This window comes from Streptomyces sp. NBC_01320 (genome assembly GCF_035974375.1).
Classification (GTDB): Bacteria; Actinomycetota; Actinomycetes; order Streptomycetales; family Streptomycetaceae; genus Streptomyces; species Streptomyces yanii.
Genome location: NZ_CP108390.1, coordinates 1,266,585 through 1,292,518 on the forward strand (window position 1 = coordinate 1,266,585; position 25,934 = coordinate 1,292,518).

At 72.8% G+C, this 25,934-nt stretch carries 14 protein-coding genes; 6 read left to right on the plus strand and 8 right to left on the minus strand.

Annotated features, from left to right (window positions below; genetic code table 11):
* Positions 1-5: 5 nt before the first annotated feature.
* Positions 6-2,843, minus strand: coding sequence for a family 78 glycoside hydrolase catalytic domain (locus OG395_RS06305; RefSeq protein WP_327241991.1), 2,838 nt, complete (start codon positions 2,841-2,843; stop codon positions 6-8).
* Between the two features lie 11 nt (positions 2,844-2,854).
* Positions 2,855-4,381: an alpha-L-fucosidase gene (locus OG395_RS06310; RefSeq protein ID WP_327241992.1), complete on the minus strand. Its 1,527-nt coding sequence runs from the start codon at positions 4,379-4,381 to the stop codon at positions 2,855-2,857.
* 50 nt (positions 4,382-4,431) lie between these two features.
* Between OG395_RS06310 and OG395_RS06315 the strand changes: the two genes are divergently transcribed.
* The gene (locus tag OG395_RS06315) at positions 4,432-6,666 is read left to right on the plus strand and encodes a beta-galactosidase (RefSeq protein WP_327241993.1); all 2,235 of its coding nucleotides are present in this window, start codon (positions 4,432-4,434) and stop codon (positions 6,664-6,666) included.
* Here OG395_RS06315 and OG395_RS06320 read toward each other — a convergent pair.
* Genes OG395_RS06320 through OG395_RS06340 form a run of 5 tightly spaced genes read right to left on the minus strand, consistent with a single transcriptional unit; the run spans position 6,609 to position 15,916 of the window.
* Positions 6,609-9,620, minus strand: a complete 3,012-nt coding sequence (locus tag OG395_RS06320) for a glycoside hydrolase family 2 TIM barrel-domain containing protein (protein ID WP_327241994.1) — start codon at positions 9,618-9,620, stop codon at positions 6,609-6,611. The genes OG395_RS06315 and OG395_RS06320 overlap by 58 nt on opposite strands.
* Positions 9,621-9,676: 56 nt before the next feature.
* Positions 9,677-12,229: a family 78 glycoside hydrolase catalytic domain gene (locus OG395_RS06325; protein WP_327241995.1), complete on the minus strand. Its 2,553-nt coding sequence runs from the start codon at positions 12,227-12,229 to the stop codon at positions 9,677-9,679.
* A complete protein-coding gene (locus tag OG395_RS06330; protein ID WP_327241996.1) occupies positions 12,226-13,614 on the minus strand; it encodes a four-carbon acid sugar kinase family protein in 1,389 nt (462 codons plus the stop codon). Before OG395_RS06330 ends, OG395_RS06325 begins: the two co-directional genes overlap by 4 nt.
* Complete coding sequence (locus OG395_RS06335) at positions 13,611-14,876, minus strand: RuBisCO large subunit C-terminal-like domain-containing protein (RefSeq protein ID WP_327241997.1); 1,266 nt, start codon at positions 14,874-14,876, stop codon at positions 13,611-13,613. Before OG395_RS06335 ends, OG395_RS06330 begins: the two co-directional genes overlap by 4 nt.
* Before the next feature lie 32 nt (positions 14,877-14,908).
* The gene (locus OG395_RS06340) at positions 14,909-15,916 is read right to left on the minus strand and encodes a zinc-dependent alcohol dehydrogenase (protein ID WP_327241998.1); all 1,008 of its coding nucleotides are present in this window, start codon (positions 15,914-15,916) and stop codon (positions 14,909-14,911) included.
* 237 nt (positions 15,917-16,153) lie between these two features.
* Between OG395_RS06340 and OG395_RS06345 the strand changes: the two genes are divergently transcribed.
* The 4 genes from OG395_RS06345 to OG395_RS06360 are packed head-to-tail and all read left to right on the plus strand — an operon-like array spanning position 16,154 to position 22,299.
* The gene (locus tag OG395_RS06345; protein WP_326793486.1) at positions 16,154-17,875 is read left to right on the plus strand and encodes a hypothetical protein; all 1,722 of its coding nucleotides are present in this window, start codon (positions 16,154-16,156) and stop codon (positions 17,873-17,875) included.
* Positions 17,872-19,284, plus strand: a complete 1,413-nt coding sequence (locus OG395_RS06350; RefSeq protein WP_327241999.1) for a glycoside hydrolase family 28 protein — start codon at positions 17,872-17,874, stop codon at positions 19,282-19,284. Before OG395_RS06345 ends, OG395_RS06350 begins: the two co-directional genes overlap by 4 nt.
* Positions 19,281-20,633: a glycoside hydrolase family 28 protein gene (locus tag OG395_RS06355; RefSeq protein WP_327242000.1), complete on the plus strand. Its 1,353-nt coding sequence runs from the start codon at positions 19,281-19,283 to the stop codon at positions 20,631-20,633. Before OG395_RS06350 ends, OG395_RS06355 begins: the two co-directional genes overlap by 4 nt.
* Positions 20,620-22,299: a DapH/DapD/GlmU-related protein gene (locus OG395_RS06360; RefSeq protein WP_327242001.1), complete on the plus strand. Its 1,680-nt coding sequence runs from the start codon at positions 20,620-20,622 to the stop codon at positions 22,297-22,299. Before OG395_RS06355 ends, OG395_RS06360 begins: the two co-directional genes overlap by 14 nt.
* On the opposite strand, the gene OG395_RS06365 is transcribed toward OG395_RS06360, so the two are convergent.
* Positions 22,245-24,302: a hypothetical protein gene (locus OG395_RS06365; RefSeq protein WP_327242002.1), complete on the minus strand. Its 2,058-nt coding sequence runs from the start codon at positions 24,300-24,302 to the stop codon at positions 22,245-22,247. The genes OG395_RS06360 and OG395_RS06365 overlap by 55 nt on opposite strands.
* A 146-nt stretch (positions 24,303-24,448) precedes the next feature.
* Here OG395_RS06365 and OG395_RS06370 point away from each other — a divergent pair, with 146 nt between their 5' ends.
* The gene (locus OG395_RS06370) at positions 24,449-25,933 is read left to right on the plus strand and encodes an ABC transporter substrate-binding protein (RefSeq protein WP_327242003.1); all 1,485 of its coding nucleotides are present in this window, start codon (positions 24,449-24,451) and stop codon (positions 25,931-25,933) included.
* Position 25,934 lies beyond the last annotated feature (1 nt).

A 25,934-nucleotide genomic window follows, 5' to 3' on the forward strand; every position in this document is an offset into this window, starting at 1 on the left:
TCCCGTCACGACGCCCCGCAGACACTCCCGCCGCACCTGGCACCGCCTCTCGACGGAGCAGGCGTCGCCTGCCGCGCCACTGCTGGAACCCCGGCCGCACTCCTCCACAACCGCTGGTCGACGGCCCCGGCGCGGGGATCACAGGGCGGTGTCGCCGACCCCGGACCCAGCGAACCGCAGCCGCAGTCCTCGTCGCTGCCCGCGACGAACGGGTGGCCCGTCACCGTCACCGTCCGGCCGTCGGCGACGTGCGGGACTTCGAACACATGGCGTCCCGCGCCCCGGGTCAGTGGCGCTCCGCCGCCCGGGAGATGGATGTCGGCCCGCGCCCCGGGCGGTACCAGGACCTCCACGACCAGGGTCGTCCCCTCGATGCGCCAGCCGGCCTCGGCCCTTCCGTAGGGCGTGAGGTGGGCAGCCCGCGCACGGGTCAGCGTGCCCCCGGGTGTGGGTGCCACCCGGATGCGGCGCCAGCCGGGTGCGGCGGCGGCGAGACCTGCCACGGTGCGGTGGAGCCAGTCGGCCACCGAGCCGAGCGCGTAGTGGTTGAAGGACGTCATCTGCCCCGGGTTGACGCTGCCGTCGGGCAGCATCGAGTCCCAGCGCTCCCAGATCGTGGTCGCCCCCATGGTGACGGGGTAGAGCCAGGACGGGCAGTGCCGTTCGGCGATCATGCGGTGGGCGAGCGGGGCGTGGCCGGCCAGGCAGAGCGCCTCGCAGATCAGCGGGGTTCCGGCGAAGCCGGTGGCGATACGGAACCCGGCCCGGCGCACGAGCTGCGCGAGACGTTCCCCGGCGTGCCGCCGCTGTGCCTCCTCGCGGAACAGACCGAAGCACAGCGCCAGCGCGTAGGCGGTCTGGGAGTCGGATGAGAGACGTCCGGCCGGGGTGACGAACTCGTCGGCGAACGCGCCGCGAAGGCGGGCGGCGAGGGCGCGATGGCGGGCGGCGTCGTCCTTCTCGTCGAGCAGTTCCCCGATGTCGGCCAGCAGGTCGGTGGAGTGGACGAGGTGGGCCAGGGCGACGAGCCCGGCATCGGTGCGGGCGGCGGCGGGGTCATCGGGCGGCGCCCCCGGGTCGAGCCAGTCGCCGAGCTGGTCCGGGTCCCGCCACAGCCCGCCGCCCTCGGGCCCGTGGCCGGACGCGCACGCGATCCACGCGGTCATGGAGGGGTACTGGGTACGCAGCAGTTCTAAGTCACCGGTCTCCCGGTACAGCGCCCACGGGACCAGGACGGCGGCGTCGCCCCACAGTGCGTGCGGCTGTCCGCCCATCGGCGGGTCGAGTATGTCGGGGACCACCAGGGGCACCGAACTGTCGGGGCGGGCCAGTTGTTCGGCGGCGAGGTCGCGCAGCCAGCCGGACAGCATGCCGGTGCAGCCGTACAGAAAGGCGGCGGTGGGTGCGAACACGGCGATGTCGCCGGTCCAGCCCATCCGTTCGTCGCGCTGCGGGCAGTCAGTGGGGAGGTCGACGAAGTTGCCGAGCAGCGAGTGGACGACATTCTCGTGGAACCGGTTCACCGTCGCGTCCGAACTGTCGAACCATCCGGTGCGCTCCAGGTCGGTGTGGAGGACGACGGCCTCGACCGCGGCCTCGTCGAAGGGGCCGGGCCAGCCGTCGAACTCCGCGTACCGGAACCCGTGGAAGGTGAAGCGGGGCTCCCAGGTCTCGGGCTCCCCCGTGCCGCGCAGCACGTAGGTATCGGTGGCAGCGGCCCGGCGCAGTGGGCGCACCGCGATTTCGCCGTGCTCAAGGACTTCGGCGTGGCGCAGGGTGACGGTGTGTCCGGCGGTACCTGTGACGCGTATCCGGAGCCGTCCCACGAGGTTCTGACCGAAGTCGGCCACGGTGCGACCGGAGGGCGTGGTGAGTACCTCGCGAACGGGGACCGTGCGAGTACGGCGGACCGGTGGGCCGGTGGGTGCGGTGATCCGGGCGGTGGGCGGCGGGAGTTCGCGCACCCGGGACCAGCCACGGGTGTCGTGGCCCGGCCGGGACCAGCCGTCCCGCTCCAGGCGGGCGTCGTAATGCTCGCCGTCGTACAGCTCGGAGCGCAGCAGGGGGCCGGTGGCCCCGTGCCAAGCGGAATCGGTGGCGACGGTCCGGACGGTGCCGTCGGTGTGGTGCAACTCCAGCTGGGCGAGGAGGGCGCGCCGCCGCCCGTAGTGGTGGCGGCTGCCGCCGTCCCAGCCGAGGCGTCCCGTGTACCAGCCTTCGCCGAGGAGGGCGCCGATCGTGTTGGGGCCGGGCCGCAGCAGGGCGGTGACGTCGTGGGTGCGGTGGCGCAACCGGTGGTGGTAGGAGGACCAGCCGGGTTCGAGCACCTCGTCACCGACGCGGACTCCGTTGATCTCGGTCTCGTAGACGCCCAGGCCGGTGGTGTAGAGGCGGGCGGAGGCGATGTCTGCGTCGATGCGGAAGTCCCGGCGGAGCAGGGCCGCCGGCAGTGCGCCCTCGTCGTCGCCGGTATCGGGGGTGACGAACGAGGCGCTCCAGTCGGCGGGGTCCAGCAGCCCGGTCTCGACGTCGGCGGGCTCGGACCAGGGGCTGGGAGTGTCGTCGGCGCCGCCCCACACCCGTACCCGTACGGTGGCGCGGTTGCGCGAGGCGAGCGGGGGGCCGGGCCAGGGGACCAGCACGGACTCGGCGCCGGGGGTGCGCCCGGTGTCGGCGAGTATCGCGCCGTCGGCTCCTGCGATCCGTACGCGGTAGGCGCGCTGCGTCCAGTCGGGTTCGTCGGTCAGGGTCCGCCAGCTCAGGCGCGGGGCAGGTTCGCCGATGCCGAGTGCGTGGCGGTGGTGTTCGAAGGTGGGGGCCGTCACCGTCGTCGGGTACTGCACGGCGGGTCCTCTCAGTCCAGTTCGACGCGCAGGACCTGCGCGTACGGGGTGGGGGGCCGTCCGGCGGGCAGGTGGACATCGAGGCTGTCCGGGCCCTCGGTCCAGCGGACCGGGGTGTCGGTGCCGAGCAGGGTGATGCGGCGGGGCGGGGTACTGACCAGGCCCCGGGAAGGGGCGAGGCTCTCGATGCGGACGGTGCGGTCGTCGGGCCAGACCATCAGGAAGACGTAGAGGGTGCGGCGGTCGGCGCCGACGGTGAAGCGGAGGTCGTGCGGGGTGTAGACGAGCGCCTTCTCTCGCGCGCGGTCGCCGGTGACGTTGGTGGGGCCTTCTCCGTAGACCTTCCAGGGGCGGCTGCCGAAGACGGCTTCGCCGCACCTGTCGGTCCAGGCACCGAGCGAGTCGAGGACGGCGCCGGTCGCCTCGTCGATGGTGCCGTCCGGGAGCTGGGGGACGTTGAGGAGCAGGCAGCCGTTCTTGGATACGGTGTCGACCAGCAGGTGAACGATCTCGGGGGCGGTCTTGTAGCGCTCGCCGTCGGCGTAGAACCAGTCGCCGATGCTGGTGTCGTACTGCCAGGGGTGCGGGTCGAGACCACCGAGCTGCCCGCGTTCGACGTCGAGGAGTACGGCACCGCGGTCCTCGTCGGGAATGGTCTTGATGGAGACGGTCCCCTCCGGCCTGCGGGCGTAGTAGTCGGCGAGGAACTCCAGACCGCGGCGGCTGGGCGGGGCCGCCTGGCACACACTCCCCTCGTCGAAGGGCATCCTGGAGTCGTCCAGGTAGACGAGGTCGGCGTCGTGGCGGAGGGCGACGTCGCGCAGCCGCGCATAGAAGTCGTCGACGAAGGCCGCGTCCGGCTTGTCGCCGGGGCACCGGGGGCGGCCGTACAGGGCCCGCGGGTCGAGCCCTTCCCACCAGGTGCCGGTCCCGTCCGCCGCGGTGAGGTGTCCGTCGTACGGGACGCCCGCATGGGGACCGTCGGCGTCCCGGCCGAACGCCGAATCGAGCCAGCGCCACGTCCAGGAGCCGGCGTGCATGCTGACGCCGAAGCGCAGTCCGGCGGCGTGGGCGGCATCGGCCCAGCGGGCGACGATGTCGGTGTGCGGCCCGACGTTGACGGAGTTCCACGGCTGGTGGGAGGAGTCCCACAGGTCGAAGTTGTCGCAGTGCGTCGCAAGGGAGACGAAGTAGCGGGCGCCGGTCCTGCGGAAGCGGTCCATCAGCTTCTCCGGGTCGAACCGTTCGGCCTTCCAGGAGTGGCACAGATCCTTGTGGCCGAAAACGGAGGGGTGGCCGAAGTGTTCGCGGTGGTGGGCCGTCTGACGTGCTGTCCGCTCCCGTTCGAATCCTTCGGTGCCTTCGTAGGGGCCATAGAGGTGGCGGGCGTACCAGTCACCCCTGCGGGCCGCGGACTGCGGGCCCCAGTGCGCCCAGATACCGAGCTTCGCGTCACGGAACCAGTCCGGCACCCGGTGGCCGCGCAGCGATTCCCAGTCGGGTCGGTAGGTGTTCCTCAGGTCATGGTCGGCGGTCATCCAACTCCCTTTCCCTTGACGGCATTCAGGTGGCATGCCACCTTCTGGCCATGTCTGACTTCCTCGAACGACTGGAACGACTGGAACGCACGGAACAACGCGAGCGAGCAGCCGCGGACACCGACCGGGTCCGGGTGGGGGCCGCTTATTACCACGAGTACCAGCCCACCGACCGCCTGGAGACGGACCTCGATCTGATGGCCTCGACGGGGCTCTCGCTGATCCGGGTCGGCGAGTCGGTGTGGTCCACCTGGGAGCCCGAGGACGGGGTCTTCGACGTGGACTGGGTGGTGCCGGTCCTGGACGGGGCGCACGCCCGCGGCATCCGCGTACTGCTCGGCACCCCGACCTACGCGGTGCCGCCGTGGCTGCAGCGCGCCCACCCGGAGATCGCGGCGGTCCGGGCGGACGGCGGCCGGGTGCCGTGGGGCGCCCGGCAGGAAGTCGACTTCACCCACCCGGTGTTCCGCAGGTACGCGGAGCGGGTGGTGCGCCGTGTCGTCGCGGCGCACGCGGACCACCCCGCGGTGGCCGGGTTCCAGGTGGACAACGAGCCGGGTCTGCTCCTGCTGCACAACGACGGGGTGTTCGAGGAGTTCGTGTCCCGGCTGCGCGCGCGGTACGGGAGCGTCGAGAGGCTCAACTCGGCGTGGGGGCTGACCTACTGGTCGCACCGGCTGTCCTCCTGGACCGAGCTGTGGAGGCCCGGCGGCAACACCACCCCGTCCTACGACCTGGCCTGGCGCCGCTTTCAGGCGGATCTGACGTCCGAGTTCATCGCCTGGCAGGCGGACATCGTGCGCGAGTACGCCCGGCCCGGGCAGTACGTCACGACCTGCCTGGCGGTGACCCGCCCGGCGGTGGACGAGGAGGCGGTCACGGAGGCACTGGATGTGACGGCCGGCAATGTCTACTACGTGGCGCAGGACGAAGTGGCGCTGCCCGACGAGGGCCGACGGTACGAGGGCGGCTGGTTCGGCCAGGGAGTGTGGCAGATCCACCTGTCGGCGGACCGGCTGTGGGGCGCCCGCCAGGAGCCCTTCCTGGTCACCGAGACGAACGCCTCCTCCATCAACGCGTCGCATGCCAGCCATCCCGGCTACGAAGGGCAGTTGCGGCAGGCCGCCTGGACGCTGGCCGCGCGGGGCGCGCGCCTGATGCAGTACTGGCACTGGCACACGCTGCCGTACGGGGCGGAGACCTACTGGGGCGGCATCCTCGGGCACGACCTCGAACCCGGCCGTATTCAGCGCGAAGTCGCCCGGGTGGCCTCGGAGTTCGAGGCGGCCGGGGATTCCCTGACCGGGCTGGTCCCGGACGCGGACGCGGTCTTCGTCCGGTCCGTGGAGAGCGACTGGGCGATGCGGTGCCAGCCGCCGCTGTCGCTCCCGGGGACCTTCACCCCCGATCCCCGGTCGTACGAGCGCATATTCGGCGCGTTCTTCAAGGGGTTCTTCGACTCGGGCGCGCAGGCCCGGATCATGTCGCCCCGACAGCTCGCCGCCTCCCTGCGCCGCTCCCCCGGCACGCTCCCGGGCATCCTGGTGGTGCCCGCTCTGTACCTGTGCGATAGCGAACTGCCGGATCTTCTCGACGGGTACGCGCGCTCCGGCGGCCATCTGGTGCTGACGTTCCGGACCGGTTACGCCGACGAGGAGGCGCGAGCCCGCGCCGAGACTGCCCCCGGTGCGGTGCTGCGGGCGGCAGCCGGGGTGCGCTGCGTGGAGTACGCGAATCTGACCGGCCCGCTGACCGTCACGGCGGCCGAGGGGTCCGGGCTGCCGCTCGCATCCGGCGCGCGGGCCCTGGAGTGGGCCGACGGCCTGGAGGCGGACGGCGCCCTGCCGCTCGCGCACTACGTCCACCCGCACTTCGGACGGTGGCCGGCCGCGACCGTCCGGGACCACGGGCGGGGCCGGGTGACCTATGTCGGGACGCTGCCGGACAGCGCCTTCGCCGAGGCGCTGGCCCGGCATGTGGCGGGCTGCACGACCGCGGCGGCGTGCTGGGGCCCGCTGCCCGCGACGGTGCACGTGACCTCGGCCCGCAACGGGCTCGGCGAGCGCCTGTGGTTCGTCCACAACTGGGCGTGGGAGCCGGTGCGGGTCGCGGTACCCGAGGCGGTGCGGGACGTGCTCGGCGAGGAGCGCCTCGCCCCGCGTGAGGAGCTGCGGCTGGGCGCGTGGGACGTCCGGGTGCTCCGCGCGGACGGCGGCCGCGACGCGGGTCACGCCGGACCGCCGGGCGCGAGCGGACGCAGCAGGAACTCCATCCGCCAGGGCTGAGGCCGCAGTTGGTGACGGTCCAGGGGCGCCGGCCCGCAGGAGGCGCTGCCGAGTCCGTGCTGGGCGACGTCCAGATGGAGGTGGAGGTGCTCGCCCGGCACCAGATCGTGCGGATGAGCGGCCGCTTCGAGCTGCTCGACGGACCAGGGGCGGACGGTGAGGCCGAACACTCCCACCCCGCCGGCCGCCTCCACGCGGAGCCCCCGGCCGGTGGCGGGGTCGGCCAGTTCGGCCCAGCGGACGTCCGCCCGCCGTCCGTTCTCCTGCGGGACGACATAGGGGGTCTGGAGGGCGGCGACGTCCGCGGCGAACAGTCCGACGCGGGCGGCCTGTGCACTGTCCGGGTACGCCTCTCCCGGGCCCTTTCCGTACCAGCGGACCCGGTCGTGGCGAGCGGGCAGCGTGAAGCGCACGCCCACGCGCGGCAAGGTCAGGCCGGCCCAGGGGCCGTCCGGGGTGATCTCGACGGTCAGCCGCAGCGCCTCGCCGTTCGGGGCCCAGGTGTGGCGGACACGCAGACCGTGCGGCAGTCCGTCCGGCGCCGACCTGGAACGCACGAGCAACTCGTGCGGGCGCCGCTCGACGCTCTCGGTGCGCAGTACCAGGCGGTCCAGTCCGGCCTTGCGCCAGAGGCGCAGCACGGAGTTCGCGCCCATTCCCCGGTCGTTGTCGGTGGGCGCCCGCCACACGTCGAGGTACGGGCCCTCCAGTTCCAGGCCGGCCAGGTCTGCCAGCAGCCCGGTGCGCTCGTCGAAGGTGCCGGCCGCCGGGGTCCGCCCGGGTCCGGTGGCCGCCGGGCGGGGGACGGGCCCGCCGACGCGGGCCTGGGCCCAGGCGACCTCGTGACCGGCCGGCGCCCACGGTTCGTCGGCCGCCAGCACGGCCCGAACCGTCAGCCAGGTCTCCCCCGCGGGCCCGGCAGCCCGGCCGGGCGGTTCCGGGGGGCAGGGCAGTTCCGGGAAGGGCATGTCCGCGTCCTGGCGCGCGGGCACCGGTGGCGTCCTCAGCTCGCCGTCTGCGACCGGGGTCCCGTCCGTCTCCAGGGTCCAGCGGAACAGCAGGTGCGCCAGGTCCCGTGCGTCGTACTGGTTGCGCAGTGCGATCCGGCCGGCCGCGGGGTCGAGGCCGATCCCGACCGGCTCGACGGCCTTCTTGTACGCCGCGAGGCCGGGCGAGGGGGTGCGGTCGGGGAAGAGCAGCCCGTCGATGCAGAAGGTACCGCCGTGGGGGCTGTCCCCGAAGTCGCCGCCGTAGGCGAAGTACGTCCCGCCGTCCTCGCCGGTGCGGCGCAGACCGTGATCGATCCACTCCCAGACGAAGGCTCCGGCACAGCGCGGGTGGGATTCCAGGGTGCGCTGGTACTCGGTGAGCGAGCCGGGACCGTTGCCCATGGCGTGCGCGAACTCACAGAGAAGAAAGGGAAGTTGTCGTCGACGGGCCTCCACCTCGGGAGCGTCGGCCGTCTCGGGGGGCGTCTCCTCCTCATGGCGGCCGATGCGGTCCACCTCGTCCACGGGGGCGTACATCAGGCTGTAGAAGTCGGAGTGGCGGTAGGTGCGGTCCCGCTCGTAGTGCAGCGGCCGCGACGGGTCGCGCTCCCGGGTCCAGTCGGCGAGGGCTCCCAGGTTGGTTCCGTGGTGGCTCTCGTTGCCCAGGGACCAGATGACGACGCTGGGGTGGTTCTTGTCGCGCTCGACGGTGCGCCGCATCCGGTCCAGGATCATCGGGCGCCACCGGGGGTCGTCGACGGGGTTGCCCACCCAGTCCGCGTGGATGAAGCCGTGGGTCTCCAGGTCGCACTCGTCCACGACCCACATGCCGAGTTCGTCGCAGAGGTCGAGGAAGGCGGGGTGCGGGGGGTAGTGCGCCGTACGCACCGCGTTGATGTTGTGTCGCTTCATCAGGAGCAGGTCCTCGCGCATGGTGTCGCGGCCGATGGCGCGGCCCCGGTCGGGGTCGTGCTCGTGCCGGTTGACGCCGCGCAGCAGCACGGGGACGCCGTTGACGGTGAAGCGGCCGTCGCGGATCGCCACGGTGCGGAAGCCGATGCGCAGGCGGACGGGTGCGGCGCCGGAGAGGGGGGCGAGGTCGGCGGCGTACAGGCGGGGCAGCTCGGCACTCCACGGTTCGACGCCGGGCAATTGGATCGGCCGGTCAGCGGGGTGGTCGTGGACGCCGAGGCCGGGCAGCGACACGAGAGCGGGGACGTCGGACTCGATGCGCAGGGTCCCGCTGCCCCGTTCGTGGTCGTAGGAGGCGTGCACGAAGTAGTCGCCGATCGATCCCGGCGGGACCTCCAGCAGCGTCACGTCGCGGAAGATGCCGGGCAGCCACCACATGTCCTGGTCCTCCAGGTAGCTGCCGGAAGACCAGCGGTGGACGCGTACCGCGAGGTCGTTGCGGCCGCGGCGCAGCGCGGGTCCGGCGTCGAACTCCGCGGGCAGCCGGCTGCCCTTCGATGTGCCGAGTTCGACACCGTTGAGCCAGACCTTGAAGCAGGAGTCGACACCCTCGAAGCGCAGCACGGTGGAGCCGTCGCCAGTGACCGGCCAGTCGTCGGGCAGGTCGAAGGTGCGGTGGTGGTCGCCGGTCGGGTTGGCGTCGGGGACGTGCGGCGGGTCGATGGGGAACGGGTAGGCGGTGTTCGTGTAGCGCGGCACGTCGTGGCCCTGGAGGACCCAGTGGCCGGGGACGGTCAGCGGTGACCAGGAGGGGTCGTCCTCGGCAGGGCCGCCGGGCGCGAGGAAGTCGAGGGGCGCGTCGGCGACCGGCGACAGGCGGAAGGACCAGGTGCCGCCGAGGTCCAGCCGCCGGCCCCCGAGGGGGAAATGGGCGCGCGGCGCGAGACGGCCGCTCCCCGGGGTCAGATCGGCCCAGTAGGCCGCGGAGGCGGTGGTGTCCATCGGGTCGCCGTGGTGCGGTGCGGACGCCGCCGGGCGGTCCGTGTCCGTCATCGGTCCCTCACCTTCGGCCGGCGGCCGCTGTCGCACTTCTGGTAGCGGTCGCTCGCTCATCGCGCCGTCCAGTCGCCGGGGACCGTGAACTCCCAGCTGCCGGGCTCCACTTCCCGTACGTCCCGGCCGCCGCCAGGCAGTGGCAGTTCCACCCGGGAGGGTGCGCCGGGCGGCAGCATGACGGTCAGCCGGAATGCGTCCGGTCGTCGGTGCCAGGCCACGGCGGTGCGTCCCCGCGGTGTCTCGTACCAGGCGCTCGCCCGGGTGAGGCCGCCCACCGGGGCGGGCCGGACGACGATGCGCTCGTACGCGACGGAGTCCGCCGCCTGCCGCAGTCCCGCCAGGGAGGCGGTGAGCCATTCGGAGGCGGCGCCGAGCATGAAGTGGTTCTGGGAGGAGCCGCGGGTGGGGCCGTCCCAGCGTTCGGTCAGCGCGGTCGCGCCGTGGGCGAGCTGGTAGCCGTAACTGGGGCTGTCGGTGCGGCTCAGCAGGTCCGCGACGACGTCGTCGCGTTCGTGCGCGGACAGGACGCGCAGCAGTGCGGGCAGGGCGATCTCGCCGACGGTGACGTGGCCGTCCGCTGCCCAGACCGAGTCGACCAGGTGGTCCAGCACGGTCGGGACCTCTTCGGCAGGGACGGCGCCCATCTCCAGGGCGAGCGCGTCGCAGGCCTGGCTGCCGCTGCCGTAGGTGTGGCGGGCCGGGTCGAAGAACTCCGTGTGGAAGGCCCGGGCGACGCGGTCCGCGAGCCGGCGGTGGGCGGCGGCGTCGTCGGGCCGGCCGATCGCCTCGGCGATGTCGCCCAGCGCGGCGGCGATGCGCTGGTGGGCGTAGGTCGCGGTGACTGCCCTGGGGGTGGAGTTGTCGAACGCGATCCAGTCGGCCAGTCCGTGGTGCAGCAGCAGGCCGTCGTCCGAGCGGGAGTGCAGGTGGCCGAGGTAGCGCAGCATGTCCGGGTAGTGGGTGCGCAGTGTCGTGGTGTCGCCGTAGGTGCGGTACAGGTGCCAGGGGGCGAGGACCAGGGCGCCGCCCCAGTTGGCGTCGTCGCGGAACTTGTCCTCGAACACGGTGTACTCGGGGGCGATGCCCGGCACGAGGCCTTCGGCGGTCTGCGCGTCGGTCATGTCGCGCACCAGCTTGCGGTAGTACGCGGCGACGTCGTAGCCGCCGGCCACGACGGGGAAGACGAGGTGGGCCTGCTCCAGCCAGCCGAGCTTCTCGCGGTGCGGGCAGTCGGTGAGGACACTGAACATGTTGCCCTGAACGGCCCGGTCGATGATGCGGTGGATGCCGTTCAGCAGGTCCGACGAGCAGCTGAAGCCACCGGCACGCGCGTTGGCGGTCCGCATGACGTCGCCGCGTACGGTGTCCGGCGCGGGGTCGCCGGGCAGTCCCTCCACCTGGAGGTAGCGGAATCCGTGGTACACCGTCGCCGGGGCCCATACCTCGCCTCCCGGGTCCCCGCGCAGGGTGTAGCGGTCGTAGCAGGGGGTGCCGGTGAAGCGCTGGTTCACCGTGCCGTCGTCGGCGAGCAGTTCGGCGGGGCGGATCACGACGGACGCCCCGGCGGGTCCGGTGACCGTGAGGCACGGGCGGCCCGCGATGTTGACGCCGAGGTCGAAGACATGGATGCCGGGCCTCGGTTCGGCGACCGATACCGGCGCGACGGTGTCGACCGCCTCGACGGGCGGGTGGGTGCGGGCGTTCAGTGTCACGCCCTCCAGCGGGGCCTCGACGGCGGCGCTCCATTGCGCGCGGTCGTGTCCGGGGCGGTCCCATCCGTGCCGTTCGAGGCGGGCGTCGTACTCCTCGCCGCCGAACCAGGCCGACAGGGTCACGGGGCCCCCGGCGGCATGCCAGGCCCCGTCGGTGACCAGAGTGGTGGAGGTGCCGTCGGCGAGGACGGCGTGGAGCACGGCGATGGCCCGGGGGCGGCCGTGGTCGATGTGGAGTTTGGCGTAGCGCCCCGGGACCCTCGGTGCGTGCGCGATGCCGTTGCCGAGGCTCAGCCCCACGGTGTTGTCGCCCGGGCGCAGTGCGTCGGTGATGTCGTAGGTGGCGTAGATCAGACGGGTTCCGTAGTCGGTGTAGCCGGGTTCGAGGAGGGCGCGGCCTGCGCGGACGCCGTTGACGGAGGCCTCGTAGGAGCCGAGGGCGGTGGCGTGGAGACGGGCCGTGACCGGGGCGGACGGCAGGTGGAAGTCCACGGCGAGCAGCGGGAGCCGGGCGGGCCCGCCGGTGTCCGGGGCGGTGATCCACCGGGCGCCGGACCAGTCGGCTGCGGTGGGCAGCCCGGTCTCCCACGTCGCGGCGGAGCTCCAGGGCGAGAGTCCGTCGTCGTACCGGACCCGGACCCGCCACCAGACGCGCCGGCGGGCGCCGGGCGGTTTGCCGTCGTAGCGGACGCAGGTGCTGCGCGGATCCTCCACCGGTCCGCTGTCCCAGAGGTCGCAGACGCCGGAGGCCAGCAGGCCGGGGTCGGTGGCGGCCTGGATCCGGTAGGCCCGCTGCCGGCCGGCGGGCCGCCATGACAGGTCCGGGTGCTGCTCGTCGATGCCGAGCGGGTCGGCGAGATGGGCCGTACGCAGAGTGTGCGGTGCGGTCGTCACGTCCCGGGCTCCCTGGGTGGGTCGGTGGTCGGGTCAATGGAGCGGATGCGTCCGGCCACCCGGTCGAAGAGGTCGACCGGACCGGCCTGGCCGCCCTTGAGGACGGCCGACACGCCGTCGAGGCGCGGGTCTTCGAACGTCAGCCGGCACAGGGCCGCGCCGGGGGCGAGCAGGGTGTCGATCTCGGCGGTGCGGGTGCCCAGGCGGGCGGCGACCCGTCCCGCCGTGTCACCGCCCGCCACCACCACGCGGCGCACTCCGGCGTCGACGGCGGCCCGTACGGCGTGGACGAGGATGCCGCCGAGGCAGTCCGCGGGGTCGGTGCCCGGAGCGTCGCGGCGGCCGGCCGGCACGGCGTGCACGACGACACCGGGTGCGCGGCCGCCGAGGGCGCGCAGCACCGCCCCGCGGAGCCGGGCCAGGGCGGCGGGCGAGGTGTCGCAGCCGTGGTCCGGGTCCACCGGCACCGGCACGCCTGCCCAGCCGTGGTCCGTGGCGTGGCGGATCTGGGCGGCGGTACGGAGGGCGCGGCTGCCTGAGACGACGATCGCACGGGCGGGTTCCGGCGCGCCGTAGGGGTGTGTCCGCCCGGTGCCGGCGAGCACCTGACCGACCGCGAGGCTGAGGCCGCCCGAACCGAGTGCGAAGACGGGGGACGGGCCGCCCAGGAGCGCCAGTCGGGCCGCGTGCCGGGCGTGCGCGGGCGTCAGCGCGTCCAGCACTACGAGTCCGGGGCGGCCGGCGGCCGCCGCCTCGTAGACGAGCCGGGCCTCGGCGAGGGGCAGTTCGTACACCGTCAGGTCGAGGCCGCTGACGGGGAGTCCGGTCTGCCGGCCGAGGTGCTTGCGCAGGTCGGACTCGCCCATGGGGGTGACCGGGTGACGGGACATGGTGGGCTGGCGGTCGAGACGGTGCACCCGGCCGTCGTCGTCCCGGGCGAAGTGGTGGCCGAAGGCGGTGTACCGCCCGAAGTCGGGCTGCGCGGCCAGGACGGGCACGGGCGCCCGGCCGAACACCTCGTGGCCGGTCTCGGCGGCACGGCCCAGGCTCCCCGTTCCGGGTGAGGAGTCGGCGGTGGAGCAGATCTTGTACTGCACGAATCCGGCCCCGGTGGCGCGCAGTTCCTCCAGGACGGGCCGGATCACGTCGGCCATCTCGGCGGTGGGCAGCGCGCGGGCGGCGCCCGCCACCCCGATCACATCGAACCCGCCCGCGGCGGCGGCCTTCCGCACCGCGCCGGGGTCGAAGAGCAGCACACCGCGCAGGCCTGCCCGGTGGAACTGGGCCAGAGCGTCGGTGGACCCGGTGACGTCGTCGCCGTAGAACGCCGCCAGGGGCGGGGTCACGCAGGAGGCCGGGCCGTGGCCGGTGGGTGCGGCCGTCATCCGCGGATCCCGCCGAACCGCTCGAGGGCGAGGGCCAGCGTCCGGTCCCGGGCGGCGGCCTCGGCCAGTGGTTCGCCCTCCGCCGCCGCCCGCCACGCCGAGCGCATCGCCGCGACGCCGGCGCCGGGGCCCTGCGGGTGGGCGTGGATGCCGCCGCCGGCCAGGACCAGCAGGTCGGGCGTGCCGGTGAGTTCCAGGGTGCGGTGGGCGAGGCCGGGCCACTGGCCGGAGGAAAGCACGGGCAGGGCCTCGTAGCCGCCGAGGAACGGGGTGCGCATCGCGTGGACCGAGGCGACCACATCCTCGTCGGTCTCGTAGAACTTGCTGTCGATGCCGCCGACGTGGAGCTGGTCGACGCCGGAGAGCCGGGCGAGTTTCTGGAACACCAGGGGGCCGAGGCCGAGCTGGGGGCTGCGCAGCAGCGCCCCGCTCATGGCGCGGTGCCCGTGGATCGGCAACGTCGCATGTTCGCGCAGATGGGCGACGCCCGCCAGACCCACGGTCTGCACGCACACCATCACGCAGGTGCCGCCGGCCTCGCGCACCAGGTCGTGGTTGGCTTCGAGGCGTCCGATGTCGTCGGTGATGTTGAAGGCGTACATGGTGCGGCGGCCGGTGAGGTCGGCGGCCCGGTCGAGCTCCTCGTTGACGACCTTGATCCGCTCAGGCAGGGGGGCGTGCGGCGGGTTCCCGTTGAGTTCGTCGTCCTTGACGAAGTCGATCCCGGCCATGGCCAGTTCACGCACCAGGGTGCGCAGCGCATCGAGCCGGAGGCCGACCCCGGGCTTGACGATCGTGCCGATCAGGGTGCCGTCGGGGGCGCCCATGAGGCGCCGGGTGCCCGCCGTGCCGAAGGCCGGGCCGGGGTAGCGTCCGGCGAACGCGGCGGGCAGGTCGAGGTCGACCAGACGCACGGCGGCCATCTCGCGGAGTTCGAAGAGGTTGCCCGCGACCGCCGCCAGCAGGTTCGGTACGGATGGGCCGAAGTTGTGCAGCGGGAAGGCGATCCGGACGCGGGCACGGTGTGGGCGCGGGCCGGCCTCCGGGGGTCTGGTCGCCCCGGGCAGCGGGGGGTTCCCGGAGTCGGGGAGGGCGGTCACCTCGAGGACGGTCGCCCCGAACCGGGTGCGCAGTGCGTCGCTCTCGCCCGGGACGCGTACGAAGGTGCCGGTGGACTGCTCGTTCGCCAGTACCGCGGCCGCCGCCCGGGGCGGCAGCCAGCTTTCGACGTCGTAGACCGCGACGACCTGTTCGTCCGCCATGCCTGCCTCTCTTCTGTACGGGCTCTTCGGGGTCAGCGCGCCGGGTCCAGCAGGACTTTCATGACGTCGCTCCCCCGGTCGAGCTCCTCGAAGGCGTCCTGGGCCGCGGCCAGCGGCGCCGGTTCGGCCGTGATCAGGGGGCGTACGTCGAGCGCGCCGCCGGCCACGGCACGGGCCGCGGCGCGGAAGTCGCCGGGGGTGTACAGGGAGGAGCCCTTGACCCGGATCTCCTTGAGCACCAGTGGGTTCAGCCCGGCGCGCACCGTCTCGCCGAACATCGGCAGCACGACGACGGTGCCGCGCGGGCGGCAGAGGGCGAGCGCCTCGTCCATGCAGCCCGGGTGCCCGGAGGCGACGACGACGGCGTCGAAGGCGCCGGCCCGTCCTTCACCCGCCACCGCTCCGTAGCGGGTGTCCAGGGTGTGGCAGCCGGTGGCGCGGGCGGCCAGGTCGAGTGCCCGGGGGCGCACGTCGGTGACGAGGACGTCCTCGGCACCGTGCAGGCGGGCGACCGCTGCGGTCAGATGGCCGATGGTGCCCGCGCCCAGCACCGCGAGGCGGGTCCCGAACCGCACGCCCGCCGTCCCGACGGTGTGCCAGGCCACCGCGGCGGGCTCGATCAGCGCGCCCTGCGCGTACGACAGTGCACCGGGCAGCGGCACCAGTGCGCGCCGCGGCAGCACGACGTACTGGGCGAGAAGCCCGGGGAGGCCCGCGCCGGGCAGCCGCCGGTACGCGCACAGGTGGGACAGCCCTCTCTCGCAGTGTCCGCACCGCCCGCAGGAGGCCAGTGGCAGCACGGCGACCTTGGTGCCCCGCGCAACCGTGCCGTCAGCGGCTTCCGCCACCCGGCCCGCTCCTTCGTGGCCCAGAACCACCGGTGGCTCCCGGAACGGATGGCGGCCGCGGAAGGCCGCGGTGTCGCTGCCGCACAGGCCCACCGCCCGCATCTCGACCAGGGTCTCCCCCTCGCCGAATGGCGGAACCCCGGACTCCTCGATCTCGATCCCGCCGGCCCGCTTCAGCACGGCACTGCGCATCAGCCCTCCGCCCACTCCCTCGCCCCTGCCTCGCCGGTGGCTGGCATGCCACTTGGAGAGGGGCGAACGTCCGGAACCGTAGAACCCTTGAAAGGTGGCGTCAACACCCTCCAGCTCCCCAACACGCGGTCATGTACAGCACTTTCGCGGCTCTTGACGCCCTTCACTACCGCGCTTAGCGTCTTTCCCCGACGCGCGCACCACTGATTCACCGGACTCAGAGACGGCGTGGAAACGATGACTGGCATACCAGCAACCCTGCTCCTGGAAGAACGGGCCGAGCTGGCCATGAACGCCGTGGTGGGGCTGGCCGACCCCGATCTCGGCGGCATCCCCTTCTTCGGTGCGGACCTGACCGCCGAGCCGGCCGCGCTGCGGCACGGCGACTGGGACTACGGCTCCAGCCATGGCCGGCTCACCGACGCCTGCGTGCTCGCCCGGCAGATGACCGGCGTCTCGTCGTGGAGCGACGTCGAGGCGGTGTACAGGAAGACACTGCTCGCCCTGATCGGCGACGACGGGCTCACCCGGCGGCGCAGCCATCCGCGCGGCCACTGGGAGCCGAACGCGAACATGATCGACCAGCGCGCCACCCTGCTCGCGCTCACCACCTGGTACCAGGAGAGCGGCGACGAGGAGGCCGCGTCCGCGGCCGACCGGCTGGTGGCGGCACTGCACCGGATCGCGGTCAAGGAACGCGACGTCTGGTACTACCCGGCGTCCGAGTACACCGACCGCGGCTGGCCTTCCGCCAACGCGGTACAACTCCATCTGGCCCCGGATCCGGCGTCGTTCTGCGGGCGGCTCATCATGCCGCTGCTGCGCTGGCACCGGCTCACCGGCAACGAGCAGGCCTGGGAACTGTGCGGGTGGTTCGCCCGGCTGATCACCGAGCACAGCGGGGTGTTCCTTCCGGACGGCTCGTTCAACTCGGCGCTCGCCTACCGCAGCGGGCACTTCCACACCCGGCTCGGCACCCTGGACGGCCTGGCGCGGTACGCGGTGGACTCGGGCGACCACGCCCTGACCGAGTTCGTGCGCCGCTCCTTCGACTGGGCGCTCGGCCGGTGCACCGCCTTCGGGTGGACACCGGGCGACCTGGCCGGCCAGCGCTACGAGCACGAGACCTGCTCCCTGGTGGACCTGATCGCCATCGCGGGCACCCTGGCCGGCGCGGGCCACCACCGCTACTGGGGCGTACTGGAGCGTTTCCTGCGGGGCCATCTGACCTCCGCTCAGCTCCTGGACGTCTCCTGGGTCCGCTCGGCCCCCGACCGCACGCTGGACGAGCCGGGGTGGGTCACCCACCACCGGGTCGGTGAGCGGCTGCGCGGCGCGTTCGCCGGGTACGGCGCGCCCAACGACTATGTCTGCGACAGCGTCCTCGGCCGGGGCCACACCGCGGACGTACAGGCCTGCTGCGTCGGATCCGGCGTCCGCGGCCTGTTCACCGGCTGGTCCCTCGCCGTCACCGGCGACGAGCGGCTGGTCCGCGTCAACCTGCTGCTCAACCGCGGCAGCCGGTTCGCCCACGTGCTCAGCCACCTCCCGCACACCGGGAGGGTGGACCTCGACGTCCGCGAGGACTGCCGCGAACTGCGGCTGCGCGTCCCCGCCTGGGCGGGCTACGCGCAGGTGCGGGTGGTCCGCACCGCGCCCGGCGGGAGCGAGCGCACCCGGCACGGGCACGAGCCCGGCCTGTGGGCCTCTGACGGCTCGCTCTCGGTGCGCGAGCCCCGCGCGGGCGAGCGCGTCACCGTCACCTTTCCCCTGCCCGAGAACGTCACCGACGAGACCGCCGCCGGACGTGTCTACCGCACGCGCTGGCGCGGCGACGACGTCATCGGCATCGACCCGGAAGGAATCACCCGACCCATGTATCCGAACCGCACCCCCTCGCCGCAGGCCCCCCTGCGCGAGTACACGCTGCACGTTCCCGCGAAGGAGTGGTCCTGGTGAACGCCCCCGACCGCAGGACCTTCCTCGCCACGGCGGGTCTCGCCGCCGCCGGGGTGGCGGCCGGCACCGCATCCACCACGCACGCGGAAGGGTCCACGGTGCCCGGGGCGCAGCGCCGGGCCGCCCGCATTCTCGCCAGGATCCACGACCCGCGCTTCCCGGAGCTGCGGGTGTCGATCGCCGACCACGGAGCCGTCGGGGACGGCGTGCACGACTGCACGGACGCCATCCGGGACGCCATCGAGACATGTGCGCGAGCGGGCGGCGGACACGTCGTGGTGCCGCCCGGCGAATGGCTGACGGGGGCGGTCCACCTCCGGGACCGGATCGACCTCCACGTGGAGGAGGGGGCCACCCTGCGGTTCCGGCAGGAGCCGGAGGCGTATCTGCCGGCCGTCTACACCCGGTACGAGGGCGTCGAGTGCTTCAACTACTCGCCGCTGGTGTACGCCTTCGAGTGCCGCACGGTGGCGGTCACCGGGCGGGGCACCCTCGACGGGCAGGCCGACTGGACGCACTGGTGGGACTGGACCAAGGGGGTGGACGGGGGCCCTTCGCCGCAGAACCCCGACATCAAGCAGTTGCTGGCGATGGGAGACGCGGGCACCCCCGTGCCGCAACGCGTGTTCGGCGCGGGGCACTTCCTGCGGCCCAACATGATCCAGTTCTACCGCTGCCAGGACGTGCTCGTCGAGGGCGTCACGGTCAGCAACTCGCCGATGTGGAACATCCACCCGGTGCTGTCCACCAACGTCACCGTGCGCGGTGTCACCGTGGACAGCCCGGTCGGGCCGAACAACGACGGGGTGGACCCCGAGTCGTGCTCGTACGTCCTCATCCAGGACTGCCTCTTCGACACCGGTGACGACTGCATCGCCTTCAAGGCCGGCAAGAACGCCGACGGCCGGCGGGTGGGTGTGCCGATGGAGCACGCCCTGGTCGAGCGCTGCGAGATGCGCGACGGGCACGGCGGCGTCACCCTGGGCAGCGAGAACTCCGGCGGCATCTCCGACATCGTCGCCCGGCACTGCGTGATGGACAGCCCGCGCCTGGACCGGGCGATCCGCCTCAAGTCGAACCCGCTGCGCGGCGGTTACCTGCGCGACGTGCTGTGCCACGACATCACCGTCGGCGAGGTCGGGGACGCGGTCGTGGAGATCGCGCTGGACTACGAACGGGTGGAGACCGGCGATTTCTACCCGGACGTGCGGCGGATCGAGATCCACCGGGTCACCACCAGCGCGGGACCGCGCGCCTGGACCTTCATCGGCAACGACGCCAACCCGATCCACGACGTGCTGCTGAGCGACTGCGCCTTCAACGGCATGACCGGTCCGAACGAGCAGTGCAACATCGAGGGCCTGGTGCTGCGCGACGTCACCATCAACGGCCAGGAGGCGTCGCCTTGACCGGCCCGCAGATGAGAACTCCGGCAGATCCTCCGGTCGGGGACCCGTGGGCCGAGGCGGACGCGGTGACGGCCCGGGTGGTGCCGCCCCGGTTCCCCGGCCGCGACTTCCCGGTGACCGCGTACGGCGCCGCCGGTGACGGGCGGACCGACTGTACGCTCGCGATCAGGCACGCCGTCACCGCCTGCCACTCGGCGGGCGGCGGCCGGGTCACCGTCCCGCCCGGAGTCTTCCTCACGGGTCCGGTGCGACTGCGCAGCCAGGTGGAGCTGCATCTGGAGGAGGGCGCCACGCTGCGCTTCGTCCAGGAACCGGCCCGGTACCTGCCGCCCGTGCTCACCCGGTTCCAGGGCGTCGAGTGCTACGGCTACGCGCCGTTCATCCATGCCCATGACGAGCGGGACATCGCGGTCACCGGTTCCGGTGTGCTGGACGGTCAGGCCGACGAGGAGCACTGGTGGCCCTGGGCCGGGCAGGAGGAGTTCGGCTGGCGGCCGGGCATGCCGCACCAGGAGCAGGACTGGCCCGAGCTGTGGCGGCAGGCCGAGGACAACGACCCGGTCGAACAGCGTGTGTACGCCGACGGACGGCACTTCCGCCCCGACTTCATCGAGTTCCGGCGGTGTCACGGCGTGCTGATCGAGGGGGTGACGATCGTCCGCTCACCTATGTGGGAGATCCACCCGGTGCTGTGCACCAACGTCACCGTCCAGGATGTGGTGATCGACAGCATCGGCCCCAACAACGACGGCATCGACCCCGAGTCCTGCCGGGACGTGGTGATCCGGCGCTGCGACATCACGGCCGGCGACGACTGCATCGCCATCAAGTCGGGGCGCGAGGCCGACGGCCGCCGGGTCGCCACGCCGAGCGAGAACATCGTGATCGAGGACTGCGTGCTGCGTCACCGCTACGGAGCGATCACCCTGGGCAGCGACATGACCGGAGGCATCCGCAACGTGTACGTACGGCGTTGCCGCATCGGCGGCCCGGGCCTGTACTTCGGCCTGTACATCAAGACCAACTCGGTGCGCGGCGGCTTCGCGGAGAACGTCCACCTCACGGACCTGACGGTCACCCACCTGACCAAGGAGTTCATCACCTGCGACTTCGACCGGGGCGAGGGTGACACGGGTGCCTACCCGCCCCGGGTGGAGAACGTCAGCGTCAGCCGGGCGACGGTCGGCCGGGCCCGCCGGGGCGTGCTCGCCCGGGGATACGCCCACGCGCCGATCCGGGAACTGCTCCTGGAGGACGTGAGGTTCGAGGAACTGGCGGAGGAGGACATCGTCACGCACGTGTCCGGATACGCGAGGGAGAAGGTGACCGGTGGCCGTGACGGAGGGTGAGGCACGCCCCGGGCGGTTCGATCACTGTCCTTGGGAGTTCTGGAGCAGGAGCGACGACGAGGAGCGTGCCGCGCAGCTCGCCCACCAGGAGGCGCTCGCGGAGCGGCTGCGCGCGGACGGCGGTACGGCCGAGTTCGGCGACCGGGTGTTCGTGTCTCCGTGGGCGGGGGTCCACACCGATTCCCTGCGGATGGGCGACCGGTCGTACGTCGGCGCGCACGCGGTCGTCACCGACGAGGTGTCGATGGGCCGCAACTGCACGCTCAACCCGTTCTCCACGGCCCGCGGCAAGGTGCTGATGGGAGACGGGGTGCGGGTGGGGGCGCACACCTCGCTGCTGGGGTTCAACCACGGCTTCGCCCCGGGCGCGCCGGTCCACAAGCAGCCCCTGACCTCGAAGGGGATCGTCCTGGGCGACGACGTGTGGATCGGTTCCCACGTGGTGGTCGTGGACGGGGTGACCATCGGCGACCACTGCGTCGTCGGGGCGGGGGCGGTGGTCACCAAGGACCTGCCGGCCTGGTCGGTGGCGGCGGGCAGCCCCGCACGGCGGCTGCGGGACCGGCGGGACACCGCGCCGGGCCCGGGCCCTTCCTCCGCCCGGCCGTCGGCGGGCGGTCTCGACGGACGGCTCGAGGCGTTCGCGCGGCGGGCCCGGGAGCAGGCGGCCGGGGTGCTGGACCGCTGCCGTAAGGAGGGCGTGCCGGCCGACCGGCCGGGGGCCGCGCCGACGGTGCGCGCCGGCTGCGACGCGGTGGAGATCGCGGACCTGCTGCTGGGCGGCCCGCCGCCCGGTGAGGACCGCGACGCGCTGGTGGAGCGGTTGCGGGCGCTCCAGGACCCTCTGACGGGGCTGGTGCCGGAGATCGGTGGTCCCGCCCCGTCGCTGGACGACCACGCGGCGATGTACCACATCCTCTGTGTCGGCTACGCGCTCGGCCTGCTCGGCTCACGCTTCGCGCACCCGGTGCGGGCCGTCACCGGACTGCCGGCCGAGCGGCTGGTGGAGCGGCTGGACGCGCTGCCGTGGCGGACCGAGGCGTGGCGCAGCGGGAACTGGGTGGACGGGGTGGGGACGGCGCTGCACTTCGCCTCCCTGGACGCCTCCCCCAGCGCCTCACCGCAGGCCGAGGCGCTGTTCGGCTGGCTGCTGTCGCGGGCCGACCCACGGCACGGCCTGTGGGGCGAGCCGGATGCCAGGGAGGGCTGGCGACAGCCGGTCAACGGCTTCTACCGGGTCTCGCGCGGGTCCTTCGCGCAGTTCGGGCTTCCGGTTCCGTATCCGGAGCGGGTCGTGGACACGGTGCTGGCGCACAGCCTCGATCCGGCATGGTTCGGTCCGGACCGGGGCACGGCGTGCGACGTCCTGGACGTGGCCCATCCGCTGTGGCTCTGCGCCCGGCGCACCAGGCACCGGGCCGGCGAGGGCCGGGACTGGGCGCGGGGGCAGTTGGAGCGGGTGCTGACCAGGTGGCAGGACGGCGCCGGGTTCTCCTTCGCCCTGGAGCCCGGGGAGCGCAAGGACCGCCTCCCCGGACTGCAGGGCACCGAGATGTGGCTCGCGGTGACCTGGCTGCTCGCCGACCTGCTCGGGGTCGGCGAGGCGCTCGGCTACCGCCCCCGGGGCATCCACCGGCCCGAGCCGGCACCCGGCGGCGCCGGCTGAGGGGACCGGCCGGACCGCATGCGCAGCACCTGGGACAACACCTGGGCCGTCACCCAGGAGGGGTTCCAGGTGTTGCCGCTTCCGCGGTCCTGCCAGTTGGTGGGGAAGAAGCCCTCGGCCTGCTCTCCCGGGTCGTCGAAGCCCCACTCCCCCGGCCGGGTGCAGATGCCCTGGCCGAAGGCGTTCAGGATGAGCTCGCCGAGCTCGCGGTAGACCGGCCGGTCCACGAGGTCGCCCAGCCGGGCGAGTTCGTACGCCGGGAAGAACACGTCGATGTGGTGGTTCTGGACGCTGACACCGGGCCAGCCGGTGGTGGAGAAGCCGTGTCCGAAGGGCGTGTCCCACTGGTAGACCCAGGTGAGGAGCCAGTCGGCGGCCTCCTGGGCGCGGTCGGCCCACCGCTGTTCGCCGGTGAGCCGCAGCAGCTCGTAGGCGCACAGGAAGTAGGCCATGCCGCCTTCCTTGTCCTCGCAGGCGGCGTCGAGCGTGGCGCGGGCGAAGGGGGTGGTGTAGTCGTCGGCGAAGCGCCGGTGGTACTCCTCCACGAGCGCCCCGGCGTCCCGGAGCAGGTGCGGCTCGCCGGTGACGCGGTACGTCTTGAGCATCGCGAGGACACAGGGCAGCCCGGCCGTCCCGGCGAAGGAGGTCAGGGGCGTGCCGTCGGTGAGCCAGCCGAAGGGCGGCGGCCCGTCACCGCAGGCCGCCGCGACGCCCTCGGTGAGCGTCCGCACCCACGCGCCGGGGACGTCGAGGGTGTGCCGGCGGAACAGCCGTACGATGTCGGCGAGATCGCAGAGGTTGTCGCCGAAGGCCCGGGCCGAGACGTACGGGCCCTCCTCCCCGTCGAACCCGGCCCAGAGGCGTTCCCGGGTGGCGTAGAAGCTGAGGTGCAGTCCAGGCGCGCCAGGGACTGCGCTGCCAGCGAGATGGAACTCCACGGCCTTGCGGCAGCGTTCGACGCGCCGGGGTTCGTCGTTCTCGATACCCAGGCGGGCGTCGCACCAGGCGAGCCGGAGGCTCTGGCCCGTCCATCCGTACATGAACCCGGCCCGGTGGCCGGGGCCGGTGAACTTGAGGTAGCCGGCGGCGTCGCCGTCGTCGTACCAGCGCCGGTCGAGGGCCTCGGTCTTGAGGCGGACCAGTGCGTCCTGGGAGAGCGGGTTCGCGCCGCGCGGCCGGTACAGGGCCAGACCGCGGTGGACGAGGGTGCGGAAGCCGTGTCCTGGCCGGCTGGTGCGGCCCCAGTCGAGGGCGTGGTGGGCGTGGTGCTCCTCGCCCGGGGCCAGGTCGCGGTAGCCCGCCGCGCACGGGGCGGTGCGGGCCTTGTGGACGTAGGCGACGTCGGGCTCGCCGTTGAGGAGCAGGGCGCCGCTCACGCCGAGCAGGGTGACCCCCCGGGGCCGGTGGATCGCACCGAGGGAGCCCGGTCCCGGCCGGGCCGCGAACAGAGTGGCATACCGGTCTTCGCCGCCACTCCCCCACTCGGCGTGTGCGCAGGGGACGGGCAGCCGGTGGTCCTCGACGACGAGTCCGCCGGTGTCCGCCGCCAGGCGCGGGACGACGCGGCCGGGGTCGGCCGAGGGGTTGCCGCGGTAGAGGACCAGGGGCAGCGTGACCGCTTCCGGCCGCCGGGCGGGCAGCGGCAGGGCGATGCCCAGGACGACGTCCCGGCATGGAGTGCCGCCGTTCCAGCGCCAGGTGGTGCGGAGGTGCAGCAGGTCGTCCTCGAAGACCAGGGAGAGCCGGACCTCCAGCTCGGACGGGTCCGCGAGGGTGCAGTGGATCTCCAGCCGGTCCCCGGCGGACCGGACCTCGCAGGCTCCGACGCCGGGCCGGGTGGGGGCCCAGGGGCGGCCGACGGAAAGGACGAGGAGGTCATCCAGCGGGACCGCGAGCCGGGCCGGCTCCCCACCGTCGTCGTGGCCGAGCACCAGTCGCGACGGGCTCCGTCCGTCGCCTTCGGCGAACTCGACGTATCTGGCTCCGCTGCTGATCCTCAACATTCACAACTCCCTTTTCTGTAGGCACTGTTGACCGTTCGAACCGTCAGGTGAACCATTGTGGCATTCGACTGGCATACCAGTGGCGTTCCTTGCCGGCCTTATCGTCTGGCCCGTCGGCGATTCCCCCTAGAAGGAGAGGCACACGTATGACCCCGCACCCGCAGCAGAGTGAACAGCAGCCGCCGAGCCGCCGGAAGTTCGTCGGCGGAGCCGCCGCCGCGGTCGGCGCCGCGACGCTCACCGGAGTCGGCATCGGCGCGTCCACTCCGGCCCAGGCCCGTACCGCCACCGGGCGGGTCACCACCTCCGCGTCCGGCGCCTCCTGCACCGCCATCCCGAACAAGTACGACGAGCCGTTCGAAGTCTGCGACGACGAGCTGTTCGTCTTCATGGCCAACTACAAGCCGTTCGAGTACCCCGGCTTCTTCGACACGGTCGTGGGCGACGCGATGCGCGCGGCCTTCCCCGGCCTCAAGATCAAGGCCGTGGCCTGGGACCAGCCGGTCCGGTACGAGGACCTGGACAAGGCGGGCGTCGTTCCCGACATCATCCTGGAGGACCCACGCCGGCGCATCGACCGTGATCTGGAACCACGTGGCTGGACCCGCGACCTCACCGACGACCTGCGGGCCACCGGCATCGACCTCGGCTCCCTCAACCCTGGCGCCGTCGCCCAGATCAAGGCCCGCTCGGACGGCGGCCTGTACGGCGTGCCGGTGTTCCTGGACGAATACATCATGTTCCACAACAAGAAGGTCTTCGACAAGAAGGGTCTGAGGACCCCGGCCGACGGCGTCACCTACGACGAGGCCTTCCGCCTCGCCAAGAAGCTGACCTTCGAGCAGGACCTGGTCGCGTACAAGGGATACCTCCAGCATCCGGACATGTACCTGGAGTTCAACCAGCTCGGTCTGTATCCGTTCGTGCCCGGGCGGGGCGGCACGCCCGCGCCCGAGGACGTGAAGGTGAACATCACCTCGGAGGGCTGGCAGCGGCTCGGCAGCAACCTGGAGCGCTTCCTGCTCCACCCGCACAACATCTTCACGACGGTGGACGACTACCTGACCACCGGCAGCGTGGCGATGGCGGTGGACAACCTCCGCAAACTTCCCGCGTACGCGGGAAGCTCGCTGTACCTGGAGGAGGACGACGCGGACGAGTGGCGCGAGCTGGCCAAGAAGATCGACCTGGGCATCACGTCCGTGCCGGTGCTCGGCAGCGGCGACAACGCCGTCTACCAGCCCAACACCATCGCCGCGTTCCTGCCGCCGCAGTCCTCCAAGAAGGCCCAGGCCCTCCAGGTCCTCAAGTGGCTGGTGTCCCAGGAGGGCCAGACCGAGCTGTCCCGGCACGCCCTGAAGCCCGCGTTGCGCTCGGGCGCCGTCGAGGCCGCCTTCGGCACCGCGATCCCCGAACTGGACAGGATCGACACCTCGGCGGTCTTCTGGGGTGACAACGCCGTCGTGCGGGACTACGAGAACACGGAGTTCTGGGACCTGCCGCTGTACATGGTGTTCCGGCAGCACGTCCTGCGGGACGGGCTGAAGGTCTCCTCGGCGCTGGAGATCACCGAGAAGACCGACATCCCCGCCTACATCAAGTCCCAGGTGGCGGCAGGCTTCGACTGGTGAG

Coding starts and splice junctions, on each gene's coding strand:
- OG395_RS06310 (WP_327241992.1), bottom strand. CDS start 4,381: ATGACCGCCGACCATGACCTGAGGAACACCTACCGACCCGACTGGGAA.
- OG395_RS06315 (WP_327241993.1), top strand. CDS start 4,432: ATGTCTGACTTCCTCGAACGACTGGAACGACTGGAACGCACGGAACAA.
- OG395_RS06320 (WP_327241994.1), bottom strand. CDS start 9,620: ATGACGGACACGGACCGCCCGGCGGCGTCCGCACCGCACCACGGCGAC.
- OG395_RS06330 (WP_327241996.1), bottom strand. CDS start 13,614: ATGACGGCCGCACCCACCGGCCACGGCCCGGCCTCCTGCGTGACCCCG.
- OG395_RS06335 (WP_327241997.1), bottom strand. CDS start 14,876: ATGGCGGACGAACAGGTCGTCGCGGTCTACGACGTCGAAAGCTGGCTG.
- OG395_RS06340 (WP_327241998.1), bottom strand. CDS start 15,916: ATGCGCAGTGCCGTGCTGAAGCGGGCCGGCGGGATCGAGATCGAGGAG.
- OG395_RS06345 (WP_326793486.1), top strand. CDS start 16,154: ATGACTGGCATACCAGCAACCCTGCTCCTGGAAGAACGGGCCGAGCTG.
- OG395_RS06365 (WP_327242002.1), bottom strand. CDS start 24,302: ATGTTGAGGATCAGCAGCGGAGCCAGATACGTCGAGTTCGCCGAAGGC.
- OG395_RS06370 (WP_327242003.1), top strand. CDS start 24,449: ATGACCCCGCACCCGCAGCAGAGTGAACAGCAGCCGCCGAGCCGCCGG.